23 protein-coding genes are annotated in these 23,362 nt (G+C 49.3%); 15 read left to right on the top strand and 8 right to left on the bottom strand.

The window, feature by feature from the left end:
* Together IDZ20_RS02580 and IDZ20_RS02575 are read right to left on the bottom strand one after the other, a co-directional pair.
* The coding region (locus IDZ20_RS02580) for a nicotinate-nucleotide diphosphorylase (protein ID WP_425443407.1) at positions 1-510 on the bottom strand (510 nt) is incomplete at its 3' end.
* Positions 511-609: 99 nt separating this feature from the next.
* On the bottom strand, positions 610-1,137 hold the full coding sequence (locus tag IDZ20_RS02575; RefSeq protein WP_188149856.1) for a retropepsin-like aspartic protease family protein: 528 nt from the start codon (positions 1,135-1,137) through the stop codon (positions 610-612).
* Between the two features lie 282 nt (positions 1,138-1,419).
* On the opposite strand from IDZ20_RS02575, the gene IDZ20_RS02570 reads away from it, so the two are divergent.
* From IDZ20_RS02570 to IDZ20_RS02560, 3 genes are read left to right on the top strand one after another with little or no spacing between them, the layout of a single operon-like run.
* Positions 1,420-3,978 carry a DUF1631 domain-containing protein gene (locus tag IDZ20_RS02570; protein ID WP_188149855.1) on the top strand — a complete coding sequence of 853 codons (2,559 nt, stop codon included), beginning with the start codon at positions 1,420-1,422 and terminating at the stop codon, positions 3,976-3,978.
* A 36-nt stretch (positions 3,979-4,014) separates the two neighbouring features.
* The gene (gene ampD / locus IDZ20_RS02565; protein ID WP_425443406.1) at positions 4,015-4,569 is read left to right on the top strand and encodes a 1,6-anhydro-N-acetylmuramyl-L-alanine amidase AmpD; all 555 of its coding nucleotides are present in this window, start codon (positions 4,015-4,017) and stop codon (positions 4,567-4,569) included.
* A gap of 47 nt (positions 4,570-4,616) precedes the next feature.
* Positions 4,617-5,456, top strand: coding sequence for a histidine kinase (locus IDZ20_RS02560; protein WP_188149854.1), 840 nt, complete (start codon positions 4,617-4,619; stop codon positions 5,454-5,456).
* On the opposite strand, the gene IDZ20_RS02555 is transcribed toward IDZ20_RS02560, so the two are convergent.
* Positions 5,453-6,712 carry an AmpG family muropeptide MFS transporter gene (locus IDZ20_RS02555; RefSeq protein ID WP_188149853.1) on the bottom strand — a complete coding sequence of 420 codons (1,260 nt, stop codon included), beginning with the start codon at positions 6,710-6,712 and terminating at the stop codon, positions 5,453-5,455. The genes IDZ20_RS02560 and IDZ20_RS02555 overlap by 4 nt on opposite strands.
* Positions 6,713-6,999: 287 nt before the next feature.
* Here IDZ20_RS02555 and IDZ20_RS02550 point away from each other — a divergent pair, with 287 nt between their 5' ends.
* The 10 genes from IDZ20_RS02550 (at position 7,000) to IDZ20_RS02505 (ending at position 16,405) form a co-directional block, all read left to right on the top strand.
* A complete protein-coding gene (locus IDZ20_RS02550; RefSeq protein ID WP_425443408.1) occupies positions 7,000-7,422 on the top strand; it encodes an FxsA family protein in 423 nt (140 codons plus the stop codon).
* A gap of 253 nt (positions 7,423-7,675) precedes the next feature.
* Positions 7,676-7,966 (top strand): co-chaperone GroES, encoded by a 291-nt coding sequence (locus tag IDZ20_RS02545; RefSeq protein ID WP_188149851.1) that lies wholly within the window; start codon positions 7,676-7,678, stop codon positions 7,964-7,966.
* 71 nt (positions 7,967-8,037) lie between these two features.
* Positions 8,038-9,681 (top strand): chaperonin GroEL, encoded by a 1,644-nt coding sequence (gene groL / locus IDZ20_RS02540; RefSeq protein ID WP_188149850.1) that lies wholly within the window; start codon positions 8,038-8,040, stop codon positions 9,679-9,681.
* Between the two features lie 240 nt (positions 9,682-9,921).
* Positions 9,922-10,506 carry a Fe-Mn family superoxide dismutase gene (locus IDZ20_RS02535; RefSeq protein ID WP_188149849.1) on the top strand — a complete coding sequence of 195 codons (585 nt, stop codon included), beginning with the start codon at positions 9,922-9,924 and terminating at the stop codon, positions 10,504-10,506.
* Positions 10,507-10,738: 232 nt separating this feature from the next.
* Positions 10,739-11,377, top strand: coding sequence for a urate hydroxylase PuuD (locus IDZ20_RS02530; protein WP_188149848.1), 639 nt, complete (start codon positions 10,739-10,741; stop codon positions 11,375-11,377).
* 175 nt (positions 11,378-11,552) lie between these two features.
* Entirely contained in the window at positions 11,553-12,284 is a 732-nt protein-coding gene (locus IDZ20_RS02525; protein ID WP_188149847.1) for a hypothetical protein, read from the top strand.
* 63 nt (positions 12,285-12,347) lie between these two features.
* Entirely contained in the window at positions 12,348-13,868 is a 1,521-nt protein-coding gene (locus IDZ20_RS02520; RefSeq protein WP_188149846.1) for a fumarate hydratase, read from the top strand.
* 114 nt (positions 13,869-13,982) lie between these two features.
* A complete protein-coding gene (locus tag IDZ20_RS02515; RefSeq protein ID WP_245792060.1) occupies positions 13,983-15,803 on the top strand; it encodes a DUF885 domain-containing protein in 1,821 nt (606 codons plus the stop codon).
* Positions 15,804-15,865: 62 nt separating this feature from the next.
* The gene (locus IDZ20_RS02510) at positions 15,866-16,216 is read left to right on the top strand and encodes a 4a-hydroxytetrahydrobiopterin dehydratase (protein WP_188149844.1); all 351 of its coding nucleotides are present in this window, start codon (positions 15,866-15,868) and stop codon (positions 16,214-16,216) included.
* A gap of 3 nt (positions 16,217-16,219) precedes the next feature.
* Positions 16,220-16,405 (top strand): hypothetical protein, encoded by a 186-nt coding sequence (locus IDZ20_RS02505; protein ID WP_188149843.1) that lies wholly within the window; start codon positions 16,220-16,222, stop codon positions 16,403-16,405.
* A gap of 19 nt (positions 16,406-16,424) precedes the next feature.
* Here IDZ20_RS02505 and purN read toward each other — a convergent pair whose 3' ends face one another.
* On the bottom strand, positions 16,425-17,042 hold the full coding sequence (gene purN, locus IDZ20_RS02500; RefSeq protein ID WP_188149842.1) for a phosphoribosylglycinamide formyltransferase: 618 nt from the start codon (positions 17,040-17,042) through the stop codon (positions 16,425-16,427).
* A 55-nt stretch (positions 17,043-17,097) separates the two neighbouring features.
* Positions 17,098-18,177 carry a phosphoribosylformylglycinamidine cyclo-ligase gene (gene purM, locus IDZ20_RS02495; protein WP_188149841.1) on the bottom strand — a complete coding sequence of 360 codons (1,080 nt, stop codon included), beginning with the start codon at positions 18,175-18,177 and terminating at the stop codon, positions 17,098-17,100.
* A 154-nt stretch (positions 18,178-18,331) separates the two neighbouring features.
* Here purM and IDZ20_RS02490 point away from each other — a divergent pair, with 154 nt between their 5' ends.
* Complete coding sequence (locus tag IDZ20_RS02490) at positions 18,332-19,564, top strand: DUF2066 domain-containing protein (RefSeq protein WP_188149840.1); 1,233 nt, start codon at positions 18,332-18,334, stop codon at positions 19,562-19,564.
* Between the two features lie 30 nt (positions 19,565-19,594).
* Positions 19,595-20,314 carry a DnaA regulatory inactivator Hda gene (gene hda, locus IDZ20_RS02485; RefSeq protein ID WP_188149839.1) on the top strand — a complete coding sequence of 240 codons (720 nt, stop codon included), beginning with the start codon at positions 19,595-19,597 and terminating at the stop codon, positions 20,312-20,314.
* Between the two features lie 100 nt (positions 20,315-20,414).
* On the opposite strand, the gene sppA is transcribed toward hda, so the two are convergent.
* Genes sppA through wrbA form a run of 3 tightly spaced genes read right to left on the bottom strand, consistent with a single transcriptional unit; the run spans position 20,415 to position 23,319 of the window.
* Positions 20,415-22,283 (bottom strand): signal peptide peptidase SppA, encoded by a 1,869-nt coding sequence (sppA, locus tag IDZ20_RS02480; RefSeq protein ID WP_188149838.1) that lies wholly within the window; start codon positions 22,281-22,283, stop codon positions 20,415-20,417.
* A 4-nt stretch (positions 22,284-22,287) separates the two neighbouring features.
* Positions 22,288-22,692: a DUF2069 domain-containing protein gene (locus tag IDZ20_RS02475; protein WP_188149837.1), complete on the bottom strand. Its 405-nt coding sequence runs from the start codon at positions 22,690-22,692 to the stop codon at positions 22,288-22,290.
* Between the two features lie 15 nt (positions 22,693-22,707).
* Positions 22,708-23,319 carry an NAD(P)H:quinone oxidoreductase gene (gene wrbA, locus IDZ20_RS02470; protein ID WP_188149836.1) on the bottom strand — a complete coding sequence of 204 codons (612 nt, stop codon included), beginning with the start codon at positions 23,317-23,319 and terminating at the stop codon, positions 22,708-22,710.
* Between the last annotated feature and the right edge of the window lie 43 nt (positions 23,320-23,362).

The following is a 23,362-nucleotide window of genomic DNA, read 5'->3' as shown; positions in this document are numbered from 1 at the left end:
CCCGCCGCAAGCCACGGCATATTTTTGTGCTGTGCGCAGGCCTGGAATAGTTTTTCTTGTGTCTAAAATTTTGATGTTGGTACCGGCAACTAATTTTGCATATTCCCCCGCTTTGGTGGCGACTCCGGAAAGTAATTGAAGGAAATTGAGTGCTGTTCTCTCGCCGGTTAGTAGGCTTCTGGTTAGGCCTCTGAGGCGAAAAATCACACTGTTGGCGATAAGGTGGTCACCATCTTTTGCCAGCCATTCAATTTTGACGCTAGGGTCTAGCTGTCGAAACGTTTCTTCAACCCAGGCTCTGCCACAAACAATACAGTCTTCTCGTGTAATTACTTCTGCATGATCGGTTTTGTCGGCGGCTATTAATTCCGCGGTGATGTCGCCAGAGCCTATATCTTCTGCGAGGCTGTTGCGTACCGCTAGCTCGATGTCGGCTGCTATGCGGGCCAGCTGGATATCCAGTTGTTCAGATTTTGTGGTGGAGGCTTGTATAGGGGTTTGAGCGGTCATAAACCTGCGGCCGTTTGATTGCTAAGTTAAGGTATTACCCACGAGTCCAAAGCTAGTGATGTTTAGCTAGAGCTATCCCGTGACCTGCGTGCGATCTAATTATAGTGGTTGACGTACGATTAAGCGATTGCCCTTCTGAGTAAACTCTAGTTGTTTTAAGGCGCTCATACCCAGCAAGATTTCGTCGCCAGTCATTCCCGGGTTAAGTGCCGCTCGGACATTACTCAGTCGAATAGGCCCGAGTTCCAATAAATCGATTGTGGTTCCGCGAACTTCGACAGTCCCATTTGCGGTGCCAACCTTGAAAAATCCTCGCGGTTTAAGTTGTAATAGATTCTGTAAGTGAGCGGGTATCGCCACTTGTGTTGCGCCGGTATCAAGCAAAAAGGTAACGGGGTGGCCATTGATTAAGCCAGTCGCGACATAGTGGTGGTAGGCGTTGCTTTCTAGAATAACTTCAGGCACTCCACCTAGGCTATTTAAGTGGTCTTGGTTGGGGTTGTAACGTTGCTTGTCGCGATTTTGAAAAAATAAAGTTAACCCGATTAGCGCCATTAGCCAGAAGGCGTAAAGCATGCCTTTGCCGAGTTTTTTACCTGGTTGTTGTGTGGAAGGTTGATTAGACATAGTCGTTATAAGCGAGAGCCCTTAAATGAACAAGGTGTCAATACCAATGAGTATAACGACAGAGGCATTGGGAAACAGTGAAGTTTTAAGTCTGTCACGCTTTAGCAAAGCCCCTGTGATACGTTTCTCGAACTGAAAATTGATCGTTAGGTGGTACCGGTACGTCCAGTATACTCGTTAATGTGAGCTACACTTTCGAAGCGTAACTTACTAGGTCCAACGTAAACTCGCTGCTTTGGATCATTATCCACCCTCAAGCAGAGGTTTTCTGAGGAGGCCTTAGTGCCAGAACTAGTTAAACAGGCGAAGAACGTGAAGGTAGTGCATTTGGAACCTGAAAGTCAAAGACTCGCCCGAGCGCGTATCGCACGGCTGCCAGCGGCCGTTCACGCCGTGCACGAAAAGGGTAAATACCTACTACTCGAGAAGTTAAAAACCTTTTTCGATCGCGCCGACGACTCGCTGTTCGAGCTTGCCGACAAGGCTAACTCTAATCAAGAACAAAACCTATTTTTCGACTCGATGCGTGAGGTGCGAGTGCAGCGCCGTGGTATTGAGAAGCGTTTCTCTACCGCCGTTGATACGGCGTTCGCCGCCTTGGCGTCCGATACCGTTGCGGCCGAAGTTGATAGTTATGCGGCAGACGTGTTGTCTGCTGACGGTCTATCGTTGGTTCATAACGACGACCTAGAACAGGTTGTTGCGGTGGAGGCTTCTGTCACTCGGGCGAACACCCAATATGGCGAGGCCATTCAGCACATCTCGTTGCGCCTCGACAGCATGGTACCGGTGAAGGTGTATCAGGCGAATAATCCCCTCGGCCCAGAGGTTCTTTGCCGAGCTTTTATGGAGCAGGTTAAGAAGCTTGATGTTGATATCAAAGCCAAGCTAGTACTATTTAAGCTGTTTGATAAAACCGTGGTGCACAATCTTTCGAGCCTTTATGGCGCGATTAACCAGCTGTTAATCGATCAAAATATATTGCCGTCGTTATCTGGTGTGAGTCCTCAGCAGGGGCGCGCGCGCGGAACGACTTCGTCGCCTTATGCCGGTGGCGCTAGCGGATCTAGCTCCGGCGTTGCCAGCGGCTCATATTCTAATGCTGGAGCAACGTTAGGTGCTGCCGGTCAAAGAAGTGCTTCCGATCAGAGGGGCGCATCGGGGCAGGGTGGCACTTCTACTTCGAGCGATTCTCAGCACGGCTTTCTGGGGGAGCAGGTTCCTACGGCGTCTCAAACGCTTGTTCCGACAGGCTCTGAAGAGGTTTTACAGTTGCTCTCATTGGCGCAGCGCGCGCCATTACCGGTTGGTCGCGTCGATGGTGGTGTAGCGGTACGCGCCTTATTGGAAGAGCTTGCCCAGCGTCGCGGCTCCGATGCGGCATTTGGACGCATGGACCAAGAAGTTATCAACCTAGTCGAAATGCTGTTTGATTTCATCCTTGAAGATCGCAACCTCGCGGCGCCAATGAAGGCGTTAATCAGTCGCTTACAAATCCCTATTATTAAAGTTGCGATTGTTGATAAAGCGTTCTTTTCCAAGGGCGGCCATGCGGCACGCCGACTTTTGAACGAGATGGCGACGGCAGCGCTTGGCTGGCAGGGCGATGCAGAGGCGGCATTAAATGATCCGCTGTATCGTAAGATGGACGACGTTGTACGCAGCCTTCTCGACGGGTTTGGAACCAACGTAGAGATCTTTAATGACTTATTGGCGGATTTCTCGTCATTTGTTGAAAAGGAGAAGCGTCGCGCGGCGGTGCTAGAACGTCGCACCCTAGATGCCGAAGATGGCAAGGCACAGGCAGAGATTGCACGCACCATTATCGCGGCGGAAGTTGAGCTGCGTACCGTGAATATTGTTGTTCTACCCGATGTAGTTCACTCGTTAGTTAACAAGGCGTGGAGCAATGTGCTGTTTGTTACCGGATTAAAACACGGATATCAATCACCGCAGTGGGAGTCGGCTCTGACCACCTTAGATGATTTGGTGTGGAGTATTGAGCCGCCAAAAACCGACGAAGATCGTAAGCTGTTAATTAAACTCGTGCCTGACCTGCTGAAACGACTGCGCGCCGGGTTGGATAGTATTTCATTTAATCCATTTGAGATGTCCGAGATTTTTAGAGCTTTAGAGGATATTCATTTAGGCTGTATTCGCGGCTTGGCGCCACTGCCTAAAGTGACTCGAGATAGCCCTCAGCAGTCAAACCCAACGCCTCAATCTCGGCTGGGTGATCGAACATTTAACACCACGGATAGTTTAGATAAGTCAGACCTTCTAGACGATATGGCGACAGATGTTTCTCCTGAAACTTTAGCAGAGCTAATGGGCGAGCTGGATGATCTCGTGTCGGGTGATGCAGCGTCGAATACGGCAGCTTCGAAACAAGCACAAACTAAAACTTCCCGGCCAGCACGCGAGGTGCGGGCAACCAGTGGTGAACAGCGAGCCAATGCAGCATCCGCCGTTAAGCCTGCAAGTGCCGGAGTTGCCGCTAGTAAATCTAAGCCTACAGATTCGTCAGCGGCACAGGGTAATCCTTGGGACGATATCGCTGCCGATGATGTGTTTATGTTGCAGGTCGGTAACTTTGTACAGGGGTCTTGGTTCGAATTTACCGATGAAAAGGGCGCTGTAACCCGTTGCCGTTTGGCGGCCTATATTAAGCCAATCGATAAGTTTATTTTCGTGAATCGCAATGGCATGAAAGTCGCGGAAAAGAGCAAGCAAGAACTCGCTTACTTGTTGAAAACTAGCCGAATAAGGGCGCTAGATCACAGCATGTTATTCGATCGGGCGTTGGAAACAGTCGTTACCAGTTTGCGAAAAAACCGTTAATATCCTCCGCTGTAGATAACGGCGGGGGCTCTTCTTGTGATATTAAACGGCTGGTTGCTTCCTGCAATCGCACTTCATAAACCATCACCGAACTTTAACGCACGCCCCGAGTTGGTGGATGTGTCGCTTTTGGTGGTGCACAATATTAGCTTACCGCCGGGTGAATTTGGCAACGGCTGTATAGATCAGTTTTTCCTGAATCAGCTCGACTCAAGTCAGCATAGCTATTTTCAAACAATTGCAGATCTGTGTGTTTCGGCCCATTGTATGATTAGTCGAGCCGGTGTTATCACGCAATATGTGAGTTTTGATGAGCGCGCTTGGCATGCGGGCCAATCTTGCTTCGACGGTATCGATGATTGTAATAATTATTCGATTGGTATTGAACTCGAAGGTACCGACACAACCCCCTATACTCACCAGCAGTATGTCGCCTTGGTGGAGCTCACTCGCATGCTTCAGCTGGCTTATCCGCAGATAACCGATAGCCGCATTGTCGGTCACTGCGATATCGCGCCGGGGCGCAAGACTGACCCTGGTGATGCCTTTGACTGGAGTCTGTATCGTGGCAAGCTGGCACTAGGTGTCTAAAACTGTCGAGGTGCGTAAACACCCTCTGATGAATAAATGAGATCCATATGCAGCTATTAATTGTTCTACTCGCCATCGCTTTCGTGCAGGTGTGGGGGGCGCGTAACCCGCTTCACCAAGATTCTTGGTTCATCCAATGGGTGAACTTGGTGTCGGCTCGCGACGCTCTAGGCCGCGCGTGGCAGGCGCCCGTTATTATCGGCGGCCCCGTGTTGGCTTTTTTGTTAATTCAAGCTGGGTTTACCCAGTTGTCGGCTTGGCTGATGCTGCCTTTAGGTGTGGTGGTGTTGCTCTACAGTTTTGGTCGTGGCGAGTTTAGCGATATTGTCGATGAGTACACCAAAGCGTGTTATGTCGAAGATTGGAGCTCGGCGTTAGATCGCGCTCAGCGGCTCGAAGTGGATACAGATGATTTAGCTGAAAATGACTGGTCACAGCTGCATCGACGTGTATTTGATGAGGCGGGGTATCGCGGTTTTGAGCGTATGTTTGCTGTGTTGTTTTGGTTTTTAATCTTGGGGCCGGTGGGCGCATTGCTTTATCGTTTGATGTTTATCTATGTACGTACTGTCGATGAGCCGAGTGTCGCCGCGGCGAGAATGCTGTGGTTGTTGGAGTGGCCGGTAGTGCGCCTACTGGGCTTGTCGCTGTCCTTGTCGGGCAACTTTGTCGGTTGTTTTAATCGCCTTAAAGACTGCTTGATATGTGTGAAGCGCAGCACGATTGATGCGCTCAGCCCAATGATTTTGGGGGCCTTGTTGGTCGACGATAATCTAGTGCAAACCTGCGAAGTTACCCGCAAAGAGCTAAACCTGCTTAATGGGCTTTATACCCGTACTCTGTGGATGTGGTTGGCCGTTGCTGCATTGTTGACCATCCTAATCTAATCCCTAACAGGTTGCTCGGTCGCTGGTTGATCACCATTCCAGGGGGCAACTTTAACTAGCAATAGCATCCCTGGTATTGCTAGCAGGGTGCAAATGTAGAAGAAATACTCCCATCCTACCGACTCAATAATCATGCCGGTAAACGCATTGGCTAAGGTTCTAGGTAGTGCGGCGACTGCTGTGAACAGCGCAAACTGGAATGCGGTATAGCGTAGATCGGTACTGCGAGCAATAAATGCAACCGATGCGGCTGTGCCGAGCCCCGCACCAAGATACTCAAACGCTAAAACTAGGCCCAGCAGGAGTTTATTCGCGCCGACATGGGCCAAGAGAGCAAAGCCCAGTATCGATACCACTTGAGCAAAGCCAAACAGCCATAGCGCTCGATTTATACCTATCTTAATCATCAGTATGCCGCCCGCCATGCCGCCGATTATCCAGGGCCACAAGGCAGCGTTCTTGGCGATAAGACCAATATCCAGCAAGCTAAAACCAAGATCAATGTAGAAGGGGGTCGAGAGCGCCGTCGCCATATTGTCCCCAAGCTTATAGAGGACAATAAAAAGTAAGATCAGTAGCGCTTGTTTGTATCCTCGGCGCGAAAAGAATTCGGTTATTGGGTCTACTACTGCGGCGCGAAAGGTGTGAGGTTTGTGCGGGTGCTCGGGTTCGCGTATGACAAGCGTCATGGCAATTCCCACCAGCATAAACAGCGCTGTCACCATAAATACAAACTGCCAGTCGAAGTGCTCCGCTAGAATCAGCGACAGCGACCCAGGAATCAGGCCGGCAACGCGGTAGGCGTTGATGTGAACAGAATTGCCAAAACCTAATTCGGCATCAGGCAGAAGTTCGCGGCGATAGGCATCGAGCACGATATCTTGGCTAGCACTAAAAAAGGCGACCGCTGTTGCCAGCCACGCCACCGCCATTAAATTGTTGGAAATATCCACCATCGGCAGCGCCGCAATACTTATTAGTAGCGCAACTTGAAACAGCAGCATCCAGCCGCGACGCAGGCCTAATAGGGGGAGCTGAAACCGGTCTACCACTGGAGCCCATAAAAACTTCCAGCTATAGGGGAGTTGAATTAGCGTGAACAGGCCGATTTCCGCAAGTCCCACGCCTTCTTTGCGTAACCAAGCTGGTACGAGCTGTAAGAGAATAAATAAAGGTAAGCCGGAGGCAAAACCCGTGAAGATGCAAATCAAAGTACGGCGATTGAGAATAGCCTGCAGGAATGCGGATTGCGTCAAGGGGGGCTCCGTTGGGTGCAAGGATCGATAAGGCGCTTACCCTATCTAAATTTGTAGCGCTGCGCTAGTCGTTGAGGTGTGTTGTGGTTGCCCAAGACTGCCGCCACGCGTAGTTTTCGTACCCCTTGTCGTTACGCAAGACTTCCCCTCTCCTCGCCATTAGGCCCTTGTAATTGTCTCTGACGCCCTCACCTAGTGTGTACTAGCCTTCCGAAGGCCTCATATTGAGAAAAGGCGTCTAATTGCGTTACCTACTGTTGATATTTATTGTTGTCCCCGTTTTAGAGATGTGGCTACTGATTAAGGTCGGTGGCGTGATTGGTGCCTTGCCGACTATCGCTATGGTACTGCTAACAGCAATGGTCGGTGTGGCGTTATTGCGTGTACAAGGTTTTCGTACCCTATTTAAAGCCCAGGAGAAGATGTCGCGCGGAGAGCTACCTGCGCAAGAGATGGCCGAGGGTATTTGTTTGGCCATTGGCGGAGCGCTATTGTTGACGCCGGGTTTTGTTACGGACGCAATCGGTTTTTGTTGTTTGATTCCAGGTGTTCGGCAGCTGATAGTTGGGCTTGGTATGCGTAGCTTTACCGCGAATGTTCGTACGCAGGCGGGTTTTACTGGTCACCATGGCGGCTCAAGTCGAATGAATGAGGCCGGATCAGATTCGAGCTCGAATACGATTGACGGTGACTATAAGCGCGAAGATTAGGCGCTGTTGGTATCGAAGCTAGCACCGAAGAAATCAAAAAAAATCCCCTAATAGCTGTTGAAATCTATAAAACAGCACCCATCTTGGGGGCACAAGCTTTCGTAACTTTGGGCTTTTCGTAGGTTCATTTGCCAGCTCTCTCCGAGAGACGGTATTGAAGCCTTCGACGGGTATGAAGTTACACCCAAAAAAATGCTCCTCTTTAGGGGGCGCTAATGTGTTTAGAAAACGCTAATTACTGGAGATAACGTCGATGAAAATTCGTCCTTTACACGATCGTGTTGTGGTTCGCCGCAAGGAAGAAGAGCAAGCAACCGCTGGTGGCATCTTGTTGCCAGGTTCTGCCAAAGAAAAACCCAATCAGGGTGAGGTAGTGGCTGTTGGTTCTGGCCGTGTGCTGGAAAGCGGTGAAACTCGCCCTGTTGACGTCAAGGTGGGTGACATAGTGGTGTTTGGTAAATACGCCGGCAGCGACACTATTGAAATCGATGGCGAAGAATTGGTGATTTTGAGCGAAAGCGATATCAAAGCGGTTGTTGCTTAATTAATAGCACGCCACTCGCTCGAATCGGAATTTAAACAATTTCTAAAGAATAGCAATTAAGGGTTAAGAATATGTCCGCAAAAGACGTAAGATTTGGAACTGACGCTCGTGGGAGAATGCTCGTAGGCGTAAACATTTTGGCCGACGCAGTTAAGACTACCTTGGGCCCAAAGGGTCGTAATGTTGTCCTAGAAAAGTCATTTGGTTCGCCAACGGTGACCAAAGATGGTGTTTCTGTAGCGAAAGAAATCGAACTAGAAGATCGTTTCGAAAACATGGGCGCGCAGATGGTTAAAGAGGTTGCTTCAAGAGCATCCGATGACGCCGGTGACGGTACCACTACTGCAACCGTATTGGCTCAGTCTATTGTTAATGAAGGCTTGAAGTCTGTAGCAGCGGGTATGAACCCAATGGACCTTAAGCGCGGTATCGACAAAGCTGTCATCGCAGCCGTTGAATACATAAAATCAGCTGCTCAGCCTTGTGCCGATAGCAAATCCATTGCTCAGGTTGGCACCATCTCCGCCAACAGTGACACTAACATCGGTGACATTATTGCCGAAGCTATGGAAAAAGTAGGCAAAGAAGGTGTTATCACCGTAGAAGAAGGTAACAGCCTAGAGAACCAACTCGAAGTTGTAGAAGGTATGCAGTTCGATCGTGGTTACCTATCGCCTTACTTTATTACTAATCAAGAAAATATGAGCGTAGAGCACGAAACGCCTTTCATTTTGTTGGTTGATAAGAAAATCTCTAACATTCGTGAGTTATTGCCAGTGTTGGAAGCAGTTGCCAAGTCTGGCAAGCCGTTAATCATCATTGCTGAAGATGTTGAAGGTGAAGCGCTAGCGACTTTGGTAGTAAACAATATGCGCGGTATCGTTAAAGTTGCCGCCTGTAAAGCACCTGGTTTTGGCGATCGTCGTAAAGCCATGTTGCAAGATATCGCTATCCTAACTGGCGGTACTGTCATTTCCGAAGAAATTGGCTTGGACCTCGAAAGCGCAACTTTGGAGCACTTGGGTCAAGCTAAGCGCTTCACAATGACTAAAGAAGTGAGTGTTATTGTTGATGGTGCTGGCGTTGCTGACGATATTAAAGCGCGCGTTAACCAAATTCGTGCACAAATCGAAGAAACCAACTCTGAATACGATGCAGAAAAACTTCAAGAGCGTGTAGCTAAGTTGGCCGGTGGTGTAGCCGTAATCAAGGTTGGTGCAGCTACTGAAGTCGAAATGAAAGAGAAGAAAGCTCGTGTTGAAGATGCCTTGCACGCAACTCGCGCCGCAGTAGAAGAAGGTGTTGTGCCTGGTGGTGGTGTTGCCTTAATTCGCGCCGTTAGCGCTATTGCTGACCTTGTTGGCGACAATGAAGATCAGAACGCTGGCATTGCAATCGCACGTCGAGCCATGGAATCGCCTTTGCGTCAGATCGTTGAAAACGCTGGTGAAGAAGGCTCTGTGGTTGCTGATAAAGTCCGTCAAGGTACTGGCAACTTCGGTTATAACGCTGGCAACGGCACCTACGGCGACATGCTGGCTATGGGTATTCTCGATCCAGCCAAAGTTACCCGTACAGCATTACAAGCCGCAGGTTCTATTGCCGGCTTGATGATTACCACTGAAGCGATGATTGCAGACAAGCCTGCAGATTCCGGTGGCGCCCCAGATATGGGCGGTATGGGTGGTATGGGCGGCATGGGCGGCATGATGTAATTTGCCTTTCGCTAAACCCTCTAAAAACGGCCCTTTATAGGGCCGTTTTTTTACCCCATTTGGGTTTAGCTAACTTGGCAGGCAAATTGCGAGTACTGTCAAACGTTGCCCTTAGATACACCGCAATCGCGATTGAATAGTTAATCTCTACTCAGGAGTGATGTTGTTGTTGATGGCTGGTGAGAGCTACAGCTTAAATTTTCATGAATCAATTTAGATGTAACAGAGAGGACGATACTCATGACATACGAATTACCCGCACTTCCTTATGACCGCGAAGCACTGGCACCCCATATTTCAGCCGAAACCATTGACTTCCACTACGGTAAACATCACAAAACCTACGTGGATAAGTTGAATGGCATGGTGCCTGGGACCGAATTTGAAGGCAAAAGCCTGGAGGAGGTTGTCAAAACCTCTAGTGGTGGTATTTTTAACAACGCTGCCCAAATCTGGAACCACACCTTTTATTGGAACTGTCTAGCGCCCAATGGTGGAGGTGCCGCCAGCGGTGCTATCGCGGAAGCGATTGACAGTGCTTTTGGTTCTTTCGAAGCGTTTAAAACAAAGTTTACCGAGTCAGCCATTGGCAACTTCGGTTCTGGTTGGACGTGGCTTGTTAAGAACGCCGATGGCTCTGTTGCTATCGTCAACACGGCTAATGCCGCGACACCCTTAACCGATTCCACGGTTACGCCTTTGTTGACTGTCGATGTATGGGAGCATGCTTACTACATTGACTACCGTAATGCTCGCCCGACATACATGAGTGCATTTTGGGCTTTGGTTAACTGGGAATTTGTTAACGCGAACTTCAGCGCGTAGTTATTAAACTTAATTTACCGAATTAGATAAATACGTATTAGAAAAGCACGTTGATAAAAAGGGCCTTCAGGCCCTTTTTTTTGTGCATTAAGCAAGTGCTTGCGACGCCACCAAGCTCGCCACAGAAACGACGTGAAAGCCTGTTTTCGCCCCTCTCATTGCGGTAAAGTAGGCGCTGCTCGGAATTCTGTTCTCCGCAGCTCCAAAAAACAACAAACTATTAGGGGCCATTATGGATATCGTAAATTTTCTCTTTCGTTGGGCGCACCTGCTATTCGGTATTACCTGGATTGGCATGCTCTATTACTTCAATTTCGTGCAGACTGAATATTTTAAAGAAGCAGATCCTGCGGCGCTTCCGGACGCCAAAGCCAAGCTTGCACCTCGCGCACTATGGTGGTTTCGTTGGGGCGCGATGTTTACCTTTGTTACCGGCGTAATCTTATTAGGTGGCGTACAGCACCTAAGCCTAATGAACGACTTTATTGTTCTAGGCGCATTACTCGGTACTTTTATGTTTTTAAACGTATGGTTGATCATTTGGCCAAACCAAAAGATTGTTTTAGGCCTTGCTGAAGGTGACGCAAAAGCCGCTGCACCAAAGGCTGGCTTAGCCTCCCGTACTAATACCTTGTTCTCAGCGCCTATGGCTTTTTGCATGCTGGCTTCGCCACACTTGGGTTACAGTGCAGATTACCTGGTATCGGCAAATGGTGGCGGTCTAGGTCTAATTGCAGCCGTGTTACTCGCCGTATTACTGCAAGCCAATGCCATGTTCGGAAAAATGGGCCCTATCGCCAGTATTCGAGGCGTGATTCACATGAGCCTTGCGCTAACTGCGGTATTCTTTTTGTTGTTGTTATTCCTATAGTTTTATCTGTAACGGGATTTACTCAAACTGAAGGCCGTCGCAAGTTGTGGCTGCCTTCAGTTAAACTGAAATGACCCGATTTATCATTCTAACGTCTTTGTGTTGGCGGTTTTGCCAAACCGATTTCGTAACACCATCTTCAAATTTCCATTCGTTTTACTCCGAGTAAGCATCAATGACCGAACGTAAAGAACCCACGATAAATGCCATCCGACCGGATCAGGACGAAATTGTCCGTCCAAAGCCTCGCACCACACAGCGCGCCGTCGCCGAGCCGGTAAAGGCTCCGCCTCCAAAAGCAAAAGCGGCGAGTTCGGGGCTTGCGGTCTTCGCCTTGTTGGTGGCGTTAGTTGGCGTCGCGGGTTGCGGTTGGCTGTACGTAAAGTTAGAGCAAGCTCAGAAGATTGTTAACCTTGCCGATGCGCGTATTGTTGAGTTAGAAAAGCAGCTCGCCATGACCGGCGATGAATCAGTCGCATCGATGACGGCGGTTCAGGCTAAATTAAAGTGGGCGGATTCTGAAATTCGTAAACTCTGGGGCGTTTCGAATGACCGCAACAAGAAAAGTATTTCGGATAACTTGAGTCGCATTGAGGGTTTGGAAAAACTCTCCAAAGGTGTAGATGCAAAAATTCAGTCGGCGATCAAGAATACCAGTGCGGATATAAAAGTTTTAAACGAGTTGGTTGATGCACAGCAATCCGCGTTTACTCGAGTTGAAAATTCTGCCAATGCGCAGGTTGCGAAAATTACGCAGTTGAACGAAAGCCTAGCGCAATTACAAAAAATGGATGCGGCGTTACAAAAGCGTGTTGCCGCAAATGAAGAGGCTATGCAATCTGTTGATGCATTCCGGCGCAGCGTTAACCAGCAACTGTTACAGTTGCGCGGTAGTGCTACCCCTTAATGTGTCAAAAAACCGAGTGAAGCTATTCGCCGGTCGTTATTCAATTATTTTTTAGGTGCTTTCATGACTACAATCATTCGCCAAGATGACATTATTGACAGTGTAGAAGATGCGCTGCAGTTTATTTCTTACTTTCACCCCAAAGATTTTATCGATGCGGTTCACGAGGCCTACTTGCGCGAAGAGAGTTCTGCCGCGAAAGATGCGATGGCGCAGATACTGATTAATTCGCGCATGTGTGCGGAAGGGCGTCGCCCCATTTGTCAGGATACCGGAATCGTGACGGTATTTGTCAATGTGGGGATGAATACACATGTCGAAGGCGACTTGAGTTTCGATGACATTATTAACGAAGGCGTGCGTCGCGCTTATAAAAACCCCGACAATGTGTTGCGAGCTTCAATTCTTTCCGACCCCGACGGTGCGCGAAAAAACACAGGTGATAATACTCCAGCGGTAATTCACTACAAAATGGTACCCGGCGATACTATCGATATTCACGTTGCGGCAAAAGGTGGCGGTTCTGAGGCTAAGTCAAAATTTGCCATGTTGAATCCATCCGATTCCGTTGTCGATTGGGTGTTAAGTGTTGTGCCGACAATGGGAGCGGGCTGGTGCCCTCCGGGTATGCTTGGCATTGGTATTGGCGGCACGGCAGAAAAAGCCATGCTGTTAGCGAAAGAAGCACTGCTGGATCCGATCGATATTCAATTATTGCGCGAGCGCGGGGCGTCGAACCGTGCCGAAGAACTGCGTTTGGAATTAATGAGTAAAGTAAATGATTTAGGTATTGGCGCACAGGGTTTGGGCGGTTTAACCACCGTGCTCGATGTAAAAGTTAAAGACTACCCAAGCCACGCCGCGAATAAAGCCGTTGCACTCATACCTAACTGCGCGGCGACACGTCATGCGCACTTTGTGTTAGATGGTTCTGGCCCCGCTATGCAAACGCCGCCCAACCTAGATGATTGGCCGCGGGTGAGTTGGGAGATTGGTGACAGTGTGCGCCGAGTGAACCTTGACACGATTACCCCAGCGGATATTGCCGACTGGCAGCCGGGCGAGACCGTTTTGTTAAATGGTAAAATTCTCACCGGCCGCGATGCTGCGCATAAACGCATGGTCGATATGATTGCAAAAGGTGAGCCGTTGCCGGTAGATTTTACCAATCGATTTATCTATTACGTTGGTCCTGTCGACCCCGTTGGTGACGAAGTAGTTGGCCCTGCTGGCCCTACTACAGCAACACGGATGGATAAATTTACCCGTACGGTTCTAGAAAAAACCGGTTTGATTGGCATGATCGGAAAAGCGGAGCGTGGACCGCTGGCAATTGAAGCGATTAAAGACAATAAAGCCGTTTATTTAATGGCTGTTGGTGGCGCGGCGTATTTGGTGTCGAAGGCCATAATAAATTCAAAAGTGGTTGGCTTTGCAGATTTGGGGATGGAAGCAATCTACGAGTTTGAAGTGAAAGATATGCCGGTTACTGTAGCGGTCGACAGCAAGGGTTCGTCGGTGCACACAACGGGACCAAAAATTTGGAAGCAGAAAATAGAAGAGCACAAGCTTGTTATTCAGTAAGCGTGTTCGGCTGGCGCTACAGATTAAATCGATACAATAATGGAGAACCTAAAGGCAATGGCAAACAACTGTGTGGAACGTGTTTTTAAACTTTGTATCTGTACGGCTAAAATAATGGCTGTCGCCGTCTTTGCTAACTTAGTCATCGGTTGTTCCTCGGCGATTCAAAGCCATCAGGCTGGCGATGCAGAAGCCGTAGCCACGTTAAAAACAGCTACGCGTGAAGACCAAGAAGCATTGCAGTTGTTTGAGGATATTTTCCAGCAGTGGGTTGCGCGCAGCCCTATTTTTCAAGCTTGGCTTGGAATTAAAACCGATCAAGATAAATGGGATGATCTGAGCGATAGTTTTGCGCAAGAGTCACACCAGCTCGATATCGATAATTTAGCGCGGCTCAATAAGCTTGAGCCAGAGGCCTTATCAGCAGACGTGAAACTAAGTTTGCGTCTGCTGCAGGCCCAATTGCAGGATAGTATCGATAGCTTTCAGTGGCGTTACCACAACTACCCCGTAAACCAAATGTTTGGTAGTCACACTGAAGTTGTTTCGGTGTTGATGAATTTCCATAAAATCGATTCGGAGGATGATGCGCTAGACTATATTGCACGTCTCAATGCACTGCCAGACCTGTTTGAACAGCTTGTGCAAGGCTTGCAAAATCGTGCGGCCATTGGTGTAATCCCACCACAATTTGTGTTTCCTCATGTGATTTCCGCAAGTGAAAACATTATCGCCGGAGCCCCTTTTTCTGCTGGTGAGCCATCTCCAATCTATGCCGACTTCACCACTAAATTAGCCGCCTCAGATTTAGATCCTCAGTTAAAGCAAACGTTATCAACGCAAGCAGAGGTCGCTTTTGCGGAGTCATTCAAACCTGCCTACGATAATTTAATTACTTACCTTAAGCAGTTACAAACGCGTGCGGATACCCGCGACGGTGCGTGGAAATTCCCACAAGGTAATAACTTTTATAACTTTGCATTACAAAGCACGACGACCACAGACTTAACGGCTGACGAAATTCACCAGTTGGGTTTGCAGGAGGTCGCGCGTATTAAAGATGAGATGAAGGGCATAATGACGCAAGTGAATTTTGATGGTTCGCTTGCTGATTTCTATTCTTACATTGGTACGGACGATCAATTCTATTTGCCGGCAACAGCGGCGGGTCGCAATGAATATTTGCAGCGAGTAGAGGCTGTTTTTGCGGAAATGCAGCAGCGTTTACCCGAGCTTTTTATCACCCTGCCAAGCTCTAAGTTGCTGGTCAAGGCGGTGGAGCCCTATCGCGAAAAAACATCGGGCATGGCCTTTTATTTGCCGCCGCCTTCGGATGGTTCGCGACCGGGGATCTTTTACGCAAACCTTTACGATATGGCGTCCATGCCGGTGTGGGAAATGCAAGCGCTGGCATATCACGAAGGTATTCCGGGCCACCACCTACAGTTGAGTGTTGCTGCGGAGCTAAAGGCAATGCCAACGTTTCGTAAACATGCGCGTTACACCGCTTATACGGAAGGTTGGGGACTTTATGCGGAAGCATTGCCGAAAAGTTTGGGGCTTTACACAGACCCTTATGCAGACTTTGGTCGACTATCGCTAGAGATGTGGCGTGCGTGTCGCTTGGTAGTTGATACCGGAATTCACGCTAAGCAGTGGACGCGAGAGCAAGCCATCGACTACTTGTCAGAAAATACTGCCGCTTCAGAAGAACGTATCCGTAAAGCCATCGAGCGTTATATTGTTATGCCGTCTCAAGCCACGGCTTACAAAATTGGTATGTTGAAGTTTCAAGAGTTGCGAGATAAAGCGCAGCGGGCTTTGGGCGATAAGTTTGATATCCGAGCCTACCACGAGCGGGTTTTATCACTTGGTGCGGTGCCGTTAGATGTTTTGGAAGAGCAAGTGGATCTATGGGTTGGGTCTTATCATTAACTCAGCGCTACTTTAATTAGATCGATGGGAAACGTAACTACCGAGATGGAGGGGAGTCGCAGATGAGCAGTTTAACCGAACAGAGTTGCGAGGCTTGTCGGGCGGGTGCGCCGCATTTAACTGACGCCGAGTTTGCCGCTATGCAGGGCGACATTCCCGAGTGGAGTCGCGTTGTGATCGACGGAGTCGCACGGCTAGAGCGCCAGTATCGTTTCGCGAATTTTGTAGATGCGCTGGGCTTTGCCAACCTTGTTGGCGAAGAGGCCGAAGCCGAAGGTCACCATCCTGCACTTTTGGTCGAGTGGGGTAAGATAAGGGTAAGTTGGTGGACTCATAAAATTGGCGGCTTGCACCGGAACGATATTATTATGGCCGCAAAAACCGATGCGTTGTTTGTTGGCTTGGAGCCTTAATACATGGCTGATATTTTGCCATTTAAACGTAAAACCCCTGCAGAGAAACACAAGGGGAAATCGCTTTGCGTACATGGCTTTCACAAGTGGGTGGTTCAAACCGAGAAAAAATTTGATGTAAAGCAGGGCAAGTTGGTAACTGTGTACCGGTGTGCGCGCTGCAGTAAAGAAAAGACTAAGCTATTGTAGTTGTTTGGATAACGTTGCTTTAAAGTTTTACGGCTTCGCCGTCGATCAAGGCCTTGCCACCTTCCATACTCAAACGACCCTGCGCAAAAAGCTTCACAACGGCAGGGTAGATCTTGTGCTCCTCTACTAACACTTTCGCCGCGATGGTGTCTGCATCGTCTTCTGCCACTATGGGTACACGTGCTTGCGCGACTAAGGGGCCGCCATCAAGCTCGGCGGTAACAAAGTGTACCGTTACACCAGCTTCGTTATCACCAGCATCAAGTGCTCGTTGGTGGGTGTGTAGGCCTTGGTATTTGGGGAGTAGCGACGGGTGAATATTTAACATTCGTCCTAAATAGTGATTGGTAAAGGCGGGAGTAAGAATACGCATGAACCCAGCCAGCACAACAAGTTCTGGTTGGTAGTGATCGATGACTTTTTGTAGTTCTTGATCAAAGGCCTCACGGTTGTCGAACTGCGTGTGGTCGACAACTTGAGTCGGGATGTTGTGCTTCGCCGCTCGGGTCAGGCCGCCAGCAGTTGACTTGTTACTGATCACAGCGGCGATGGTAATGGGTAGCGAACCGGCTTGCTGGGCATCGATTAATGCCTGCAGATTACTACCACCACCACTAATTAAAACGACTACGCGCATAAATTCTTATCTGCTCGATGGTTAGGCTCTGTGGGGCCAATAGCCCCTTATTTACCTAGATTATGTTGCGTAGCTCAACGAGTTCATCGCCTTCGTTGGCCGTTTCGACGTGACCGATAACAAATGGCGTCTCGCCTTCAGCTTTAAGTAAGTTGATTGTGTTATCAACATCGGCTTCTGCAACACACACAACCATACCTACGCCGCAGTTAAAGGTGCGGTACATTTCTTTTGCCTCGACATTGCCATTTTCTTGCAGCCAAGCAAATACATTGGGGAACTGCCAGCGGCTACATTCAATGACGGCCTTGGTGCTGTCGGGAAGAACACGGGGAATGTTCTCGGTAAGACCGCCGCCGGTAATATGGCAAAGTGCGTGCACATCAACAGACTTGAATAGTTGTAGTAGTGGTTTTACATAGATACGCGTGGGCTCCATAAGAGCGTCGCCCAGGGTTACTGGTCCCAACTGCATATTCAGGTCGGCATTGCTAACCTCAAGAATTTTGCGGATTAGAGAGTAGCCGTTGGAGTGAGGGCCGCTGGATGGCAAAGCGAGTAGAACGTCGCCAGGGCTAACTTTACTGCCATCGAGAATTTTAGATTTTTCGACTATGCCGACACAGAAGCCTGCTAGATCGTAATCGTCGCCTTCGTACATGCCTGGCATTTCTGCGGTTTCACCGCCGACAAGAGAGCAACCCGATAACTCGCAGCCGTCGCCGATACCTTCAACCACTTGTGCGGCAATCTCGACTGAGAGTTTACCGGTAGCGTAGTAATCGAGGAAAAACAGTGGCTCGGCACCACCAACAATCAGATCGTTTACGCACATGGCGACTAGGTCAATGCCGATGGTGTCGTGCTTACCCAGCTGCATAGCAAGCTTCAGCTTGGTGCCCACACCGTCGGTGCCGGAGACCAATACTGGCTCTTTATAGCCTTGTGGTAGCTCGAACAGCGCGCCAAACCCACCTAAACCCGCCATAACCTCTGGGCGTTTGGTGCGTTTTGCAACGGATTTAATACGCTCAACCAAAGCGTTACCCGCATCAATATCGACGCCAGCGTCTTTATAGCTGAGAGAGGCTTTAGCCGAAGGGGTTGGGGAATCTGAGGGCGTTTTATCGGTCATACGTATCGAGTTCGCTAGTCTGAGAGAAAAGGGCGCTAGTCGCGGTTTTTAACGGCGAGCATTCTACCAGCTTAGACGACTGATCGTTAGTGTTGCGCTCACTGGCTTTGCTACAATTGCGCCCTAATTTCAATTTCACTCCCCAGGGGGAATCGTGAACCATCAGTTAAATCGGTTTGTAAGCTTTTCGCTAGCTCCAGTATCTTGGCATTCTGGTCGCGTTAGCCTTGGCTTTGGTGGTAAATCTGGCAACGCTGTACGGCCCTATTGCTTGGCTCTGGCCTCGCGGCGGGTACTCAGCACTGTGGCTGCGTTACTAATTGTTTTGGTTGCGCCGTTAAGTTTTGGTGGTAACAGCTTTTATGAAGCAGAAGTTCCCGTGCCTTCGCAGTCGGCCACTGATCGCGAGCAAGCGGCTCGTGTCGGTATGGCCGAGGTGTTAGTTCGGCTCTCTGGCAATGAGTTCGCGATAGAGAACGAAGAGGTGACTCATGCATTGCGCAAGGGGATTGGCTACGTTGAACAGTTTACCTATACCCGCAATACCGTCGAGACCGAGATTGCCGACGGCATGCTGGAGCGACTCCACCTAAGTTATTCCAAGAATGCACTAGAGCGGTTGTTAAGGCAGGCAAATCTCCCTATCTGGCCTACGGCTAGGCCCTCGACCCTTATTTGGCTAGTGTTAGACGATCCAGACCTAGGCAAGCAGTTCATTGCTAACGCCACCGATATCGGTGTGACCGACAGTCTTATCTCAGCGGCTACACAGCGGGGGTTGCCGCTGCGCTTTCCGCTCGTCGACTTAGAAGACCAATCAACCTTAATGCCTGAAGATGTGTGGAACCTAGATGAATCGGCAATCTTGAATGCTTCTGAGCGGTATTCGGCAGATGTTATTTTGGTTGGTCGAGTTAGTCAGACATCGCGCGGTGATTTTTGGGCCACTTGGCAATATTTTCATCGAGGTGAAACGCGAGTATACGATAGCCGTAGCGCTACGGTTACGGAATTAGGTGTCGCGGCCCTAGGCCCACTGGCCGATTATCTGGCAAATAAGTACGCGATCCAGACTGGCGAAGCCGAGGCGCCGCTAGTGGTGTTGCAGGTGGAGGGGATTGGCAGCTTTGGCCAATATCGACAAACTCTAAACTATCTTGAGTCTTTGGCGCTCACTAATAGCGTTATGCTTGCCGCCGTGCGCGGCGATACATTGCTGTTATTTGTTGAGTCCGAAACCGGCATTGATAAGTTTGTTAGTACCCTAGCTTTAGAGGGACGGCTGAAGCCGCAAAAGGCTATTTCTTCAAGTGATGTGCCGGTTTGGAATCAAGCTGCACGCGGCACACTGGAAAGCCCCTTGCTTTATCGTTACAGTGCGCGTTAACTCACGCTTTTGGATTCTCTTGCAACCGCTATGAATACTAAGACTCCAGTGCAATTAAGTTTAAATGTATCGCTACGTGACGATGCTACCTTTGCGAACTTTTATGCTCAGGGCGAGGCGAATGCGCAAGCGTTGTTTGCGCTGCGTAGTGTTTTGGATGGGCAGTCTTATGACAATGTCTTGATTTGGGGCGCACGAGGTGCGGGGCTGAGTCATTTGTTGCAAGGCGTTTGTCATCAGGCCGATGAGCGCGGTTTGGCTGTGCAGTACTTTCCACTAGCCGATGTGCGCGGTTACACGGCGGCTGATTTATGTGAAGGTTTGGAGGCGATGGATATCGTCTGCCTTGATGGCCTCGAACATATTTGCGGCAATAGTGATTGGGAACAGGCCATATTCCACCTCTACAATCGTATGCGTGATGCGGGCAAACCACTGTTGTTGTCGTCGCATACCAGTCCGCCTTCTCTGCCCATTTTGTTGCCAGATCTTAAGTCGAGAGTTTTGGGCTGTGTGGTCTATCACGTCGAAAGTCTTGGCGACGACGGTAAAAAAATGGCCATGATCGCTCGCGCCGCAGCAAGAGGAATGGAAATGCCTGCCGATGTCGCTACTTACATTTTGAGTCGCGCATCTCGCGATACGGCTGAATTGTTTACTCTGTTAAATCGCCTTGATGATGCGTCTCTACAGGAGCAGCGAAAACTCACCATTCCGTTTGTTAAGAGTGTACTTGGGCGCGAGCACTAGCGCGCCTTGATCGTATTTTCTATCGCCGCTCCTTCGGCCAAGTTACTTCTATTTTATGTTCACGGATTTTATTCTCAAGGCTCTGCGCTGAAGCTTCGAACTAAAGCTCTGAGCACTCCAAGCATTTCGCCATAACCGTCACGCCGTTACGGTTCTCACTGAGGCTTAAATTCGGCAGTGCTTCGGTAAGTTTTTTTGCTACTGGGTTTGATGCCAAATTCGAAAGTGTCGTCAATGAACTTAGTGGTGCAGCGCTGCTGGAGCTTACTGATGTTTCATCCATGATGGTTCGCATGATTTCTTCCATTGGTGTCAGTGGCCGGCGAAACTCTTTGAGTTCATAGCTCTCTAGTGATTGCGCTGCCGCCGCTGCAGCGATCACATCATTCAAACTGCCGAGATGGTCGACAAGGCCTAATTCTAATGCGCGACTACCAAGCCATACTCGCCCCTGAGCAATGTCATCTACTTCTGTGATGGTTAAGTTTCGCGCTTCGGCAACCAAACTTAAAAAGCGCACATAGATGTCGTTAACCCCACCTTGAATCATATTTTTTGCCGGTTCCGAAAGCGTTCGGTCTGGGTGATAAATATCGGCGAGCGGGCTGGTGCCAATCCCGTCAGAACTAATACCGATACGGGCTAAGGACTCGTTAACATTGGGGATTAAACCAAACACACCAATCGAACCGGTAATGGTACTTGGTGTAGCCCAAATTTCATCTCCAGCGGTTGCCATCCAGTAGCCGCCAGAGGCCGCAACGCTACCCATTGAAATATAAACCGGCAGGCCCGCGGCGCGGGTCGCAAGAATTTCTTGGCGAATAACTTCCGATGCAAAAGCACTGCCGCCGCCACTGTTAATTCTAATGATAAGCGCCGATAGTGATGTATCGTCGCGCGCAGTGTGGAGTAATTCGGCGAAGCTTTCGCTGCCGATTACGCCTTCGGGTTGATGGCCATCGACAATACTTCCGGAAGCGACAATTAAACCTATTTGTGATTTTTTCGGCAGCTGGGAATTACCGATTGCGATTTGGTAATCGCGATCGGCAATGGCTTTAAAGTCATTGCCGTCGTCGCTGCTACCAACCAGTTCTTGTAGTTTAGTGGTGAGTGCATTGCGCGAGACTACCTCATCGATTAAACCGTGTTTTTGCGCTGTTTGCGCGTGTGTTTGGCGATCGCTAATTAAATAACTTACCGGTGGTTGCGACACACTATCGATATAGCGTGCGACGCTATCGCTATTCAATCGCCGATTTGTTGCCACCTTTTCACTGTAATCTGACCAGAGTGTTTCGATCCACTGACGGTTGTGTTCGCGTGAAGCCGGAGACATGTCTGAACGAATATAGGGCTCAACTGCATCTTTGTAGGTGCCTACTCTAAATACATGGAATTTTAGCGACAGCTTTTCGGCTGCTTCTTTGAAATAATTTTGATAGACGCCAAAACCGGTTAGCAATAAATTGCCGAGCTCGTTAATAAAAATTTTATTCGCGTAGCTGGCCAAGAAATACTGTTGTTGGGTGTAGTTGTCTGCGTAGGCGTAGATTGGTTTCCCACTTGCTTTAAAGGTGTCGAGCGCCGCTCCTACTTCTAGCAGTTTACTTTGGCCGCCGCCTAACAGCGAGTTTAGGTCGAGCACCATTGAGGTAATGCGAGAGTCTTGGCTGGCACTTACAATTGTGTCGACAAGTTCGCGCACTACCGTTTCCGGAATAGGTTCACTGTTGTTTAGCAGCAGCTCGGGAAGGCTGGGGTTGTAGGTGGTTTGATCCACCAAAAAACCACGAGGCTCGACTAAAATGGCAGTTGCTTCGGGCACAGTGACAATCTTTGGCGTTTTGATAGAGGCAAAAATTGCAACGACGATCAGCAGAAAGAGCAAGTTAAAAAATAAGGTTCTTAACCATGTGATAGCTTGCCAGCTTTTGCGTATAAGGGAGCCTAAGAAACTGAACATAATATTATTCCTGAGGGGGTTCTTCTAAGCTGGATTGTAAAATCGCTCGCGGCAACCAGCGCGCAGCCATCATGGCGGTTACAAAAAGTACTGAACATAAACCTATGAACACAGCATCAGTCCAGTTGGCGTCAGGATGAAACGCGCCATCTACCGCTTTTACAAAATACAACAGCAGTAAAAAGCATAGCCACGAAAAACTTCTGTGATAGCGTTTCAGCATGCCTGGCAACAATAACAGCAAGGGGCCACACTGTAGCAACCAAATAGGAATCGACGGGCCGCTGTTGAAGGTTAGGTTAATGTAGGTCAGTAATGCTATCAGCGCGATGTAAAGTATTGCCGTTAAGCGCAGAGCATAATTAAGCTTTTGCTGAACATTGGCGACGGGTTTATAAGGTTTAGCCATTCAATTTCTAATTTCTTAAAGTAGTCGGAGGGTTAGTGCGGCGAGGCGCTTACCGAAGTTTTGGCAGAGGCGAATTTCTTCGTCGGACAAAACGGCGGAGTGTTGTTGACCCGCAACGTGGCTGGGTCCGTATGGAGTGCCGCCCGTTGTAGTTGTGTGCAAATCGGCTTCGCTGTACGGAATGCCGGCTATCAGCATGCCGTGGTGTAGCAGTGGCAACATCATGGTCAGAAGCGTTGTCTCCTGCCCGCCATGTAGGGAGCCTGTGGAGGTGAATACACCGGCAGGCTTGCCGATAAGGTCGCCGTTTAACCATTGGTTGGCGGTGCCGTCCAGAAAATATTTAAGCGGGGCCGCCATATTGCCAAAGCGTGTGGGGCTGCCGAGGATTAAACCGCTGCAGCCTGTAAGGTCGGCTTGGCTGCAATAGATATCGCCACTTTCAGGGATAGCCGCTTCGCTCGCTTCAGTATTCGGTGATACCGCAGGAACCGTTCGCAGCCGAGCTTCTATTGCATCACTTTGTTCAACGCCGCGGGCAATTTGTTTTGCCATGGCACGGGTGGCGCCATTGCGGCTGTAATAGAGAATTAACACATAGGGGCTAGATGAGTTGTTTTCGGGCATGAACGGCTCGCTGGTTTTTTGGGTGCGGGTATTAGAGCTAGTT

The organism is Teredinibacter waterburyi, from assembly GCF_001922985.1.
GTDB lineage: Bacteria > Pseudomonadota > Gammaproteobacteria > Pseudomonadales > Cellvibrionaceae > Teredinibacter > Teredinibacter waterburyi.
Note: the sequence above shows the minus strand (reverse complement) of the source record. Positions and strands in the feature narration are given on the sequence as shown.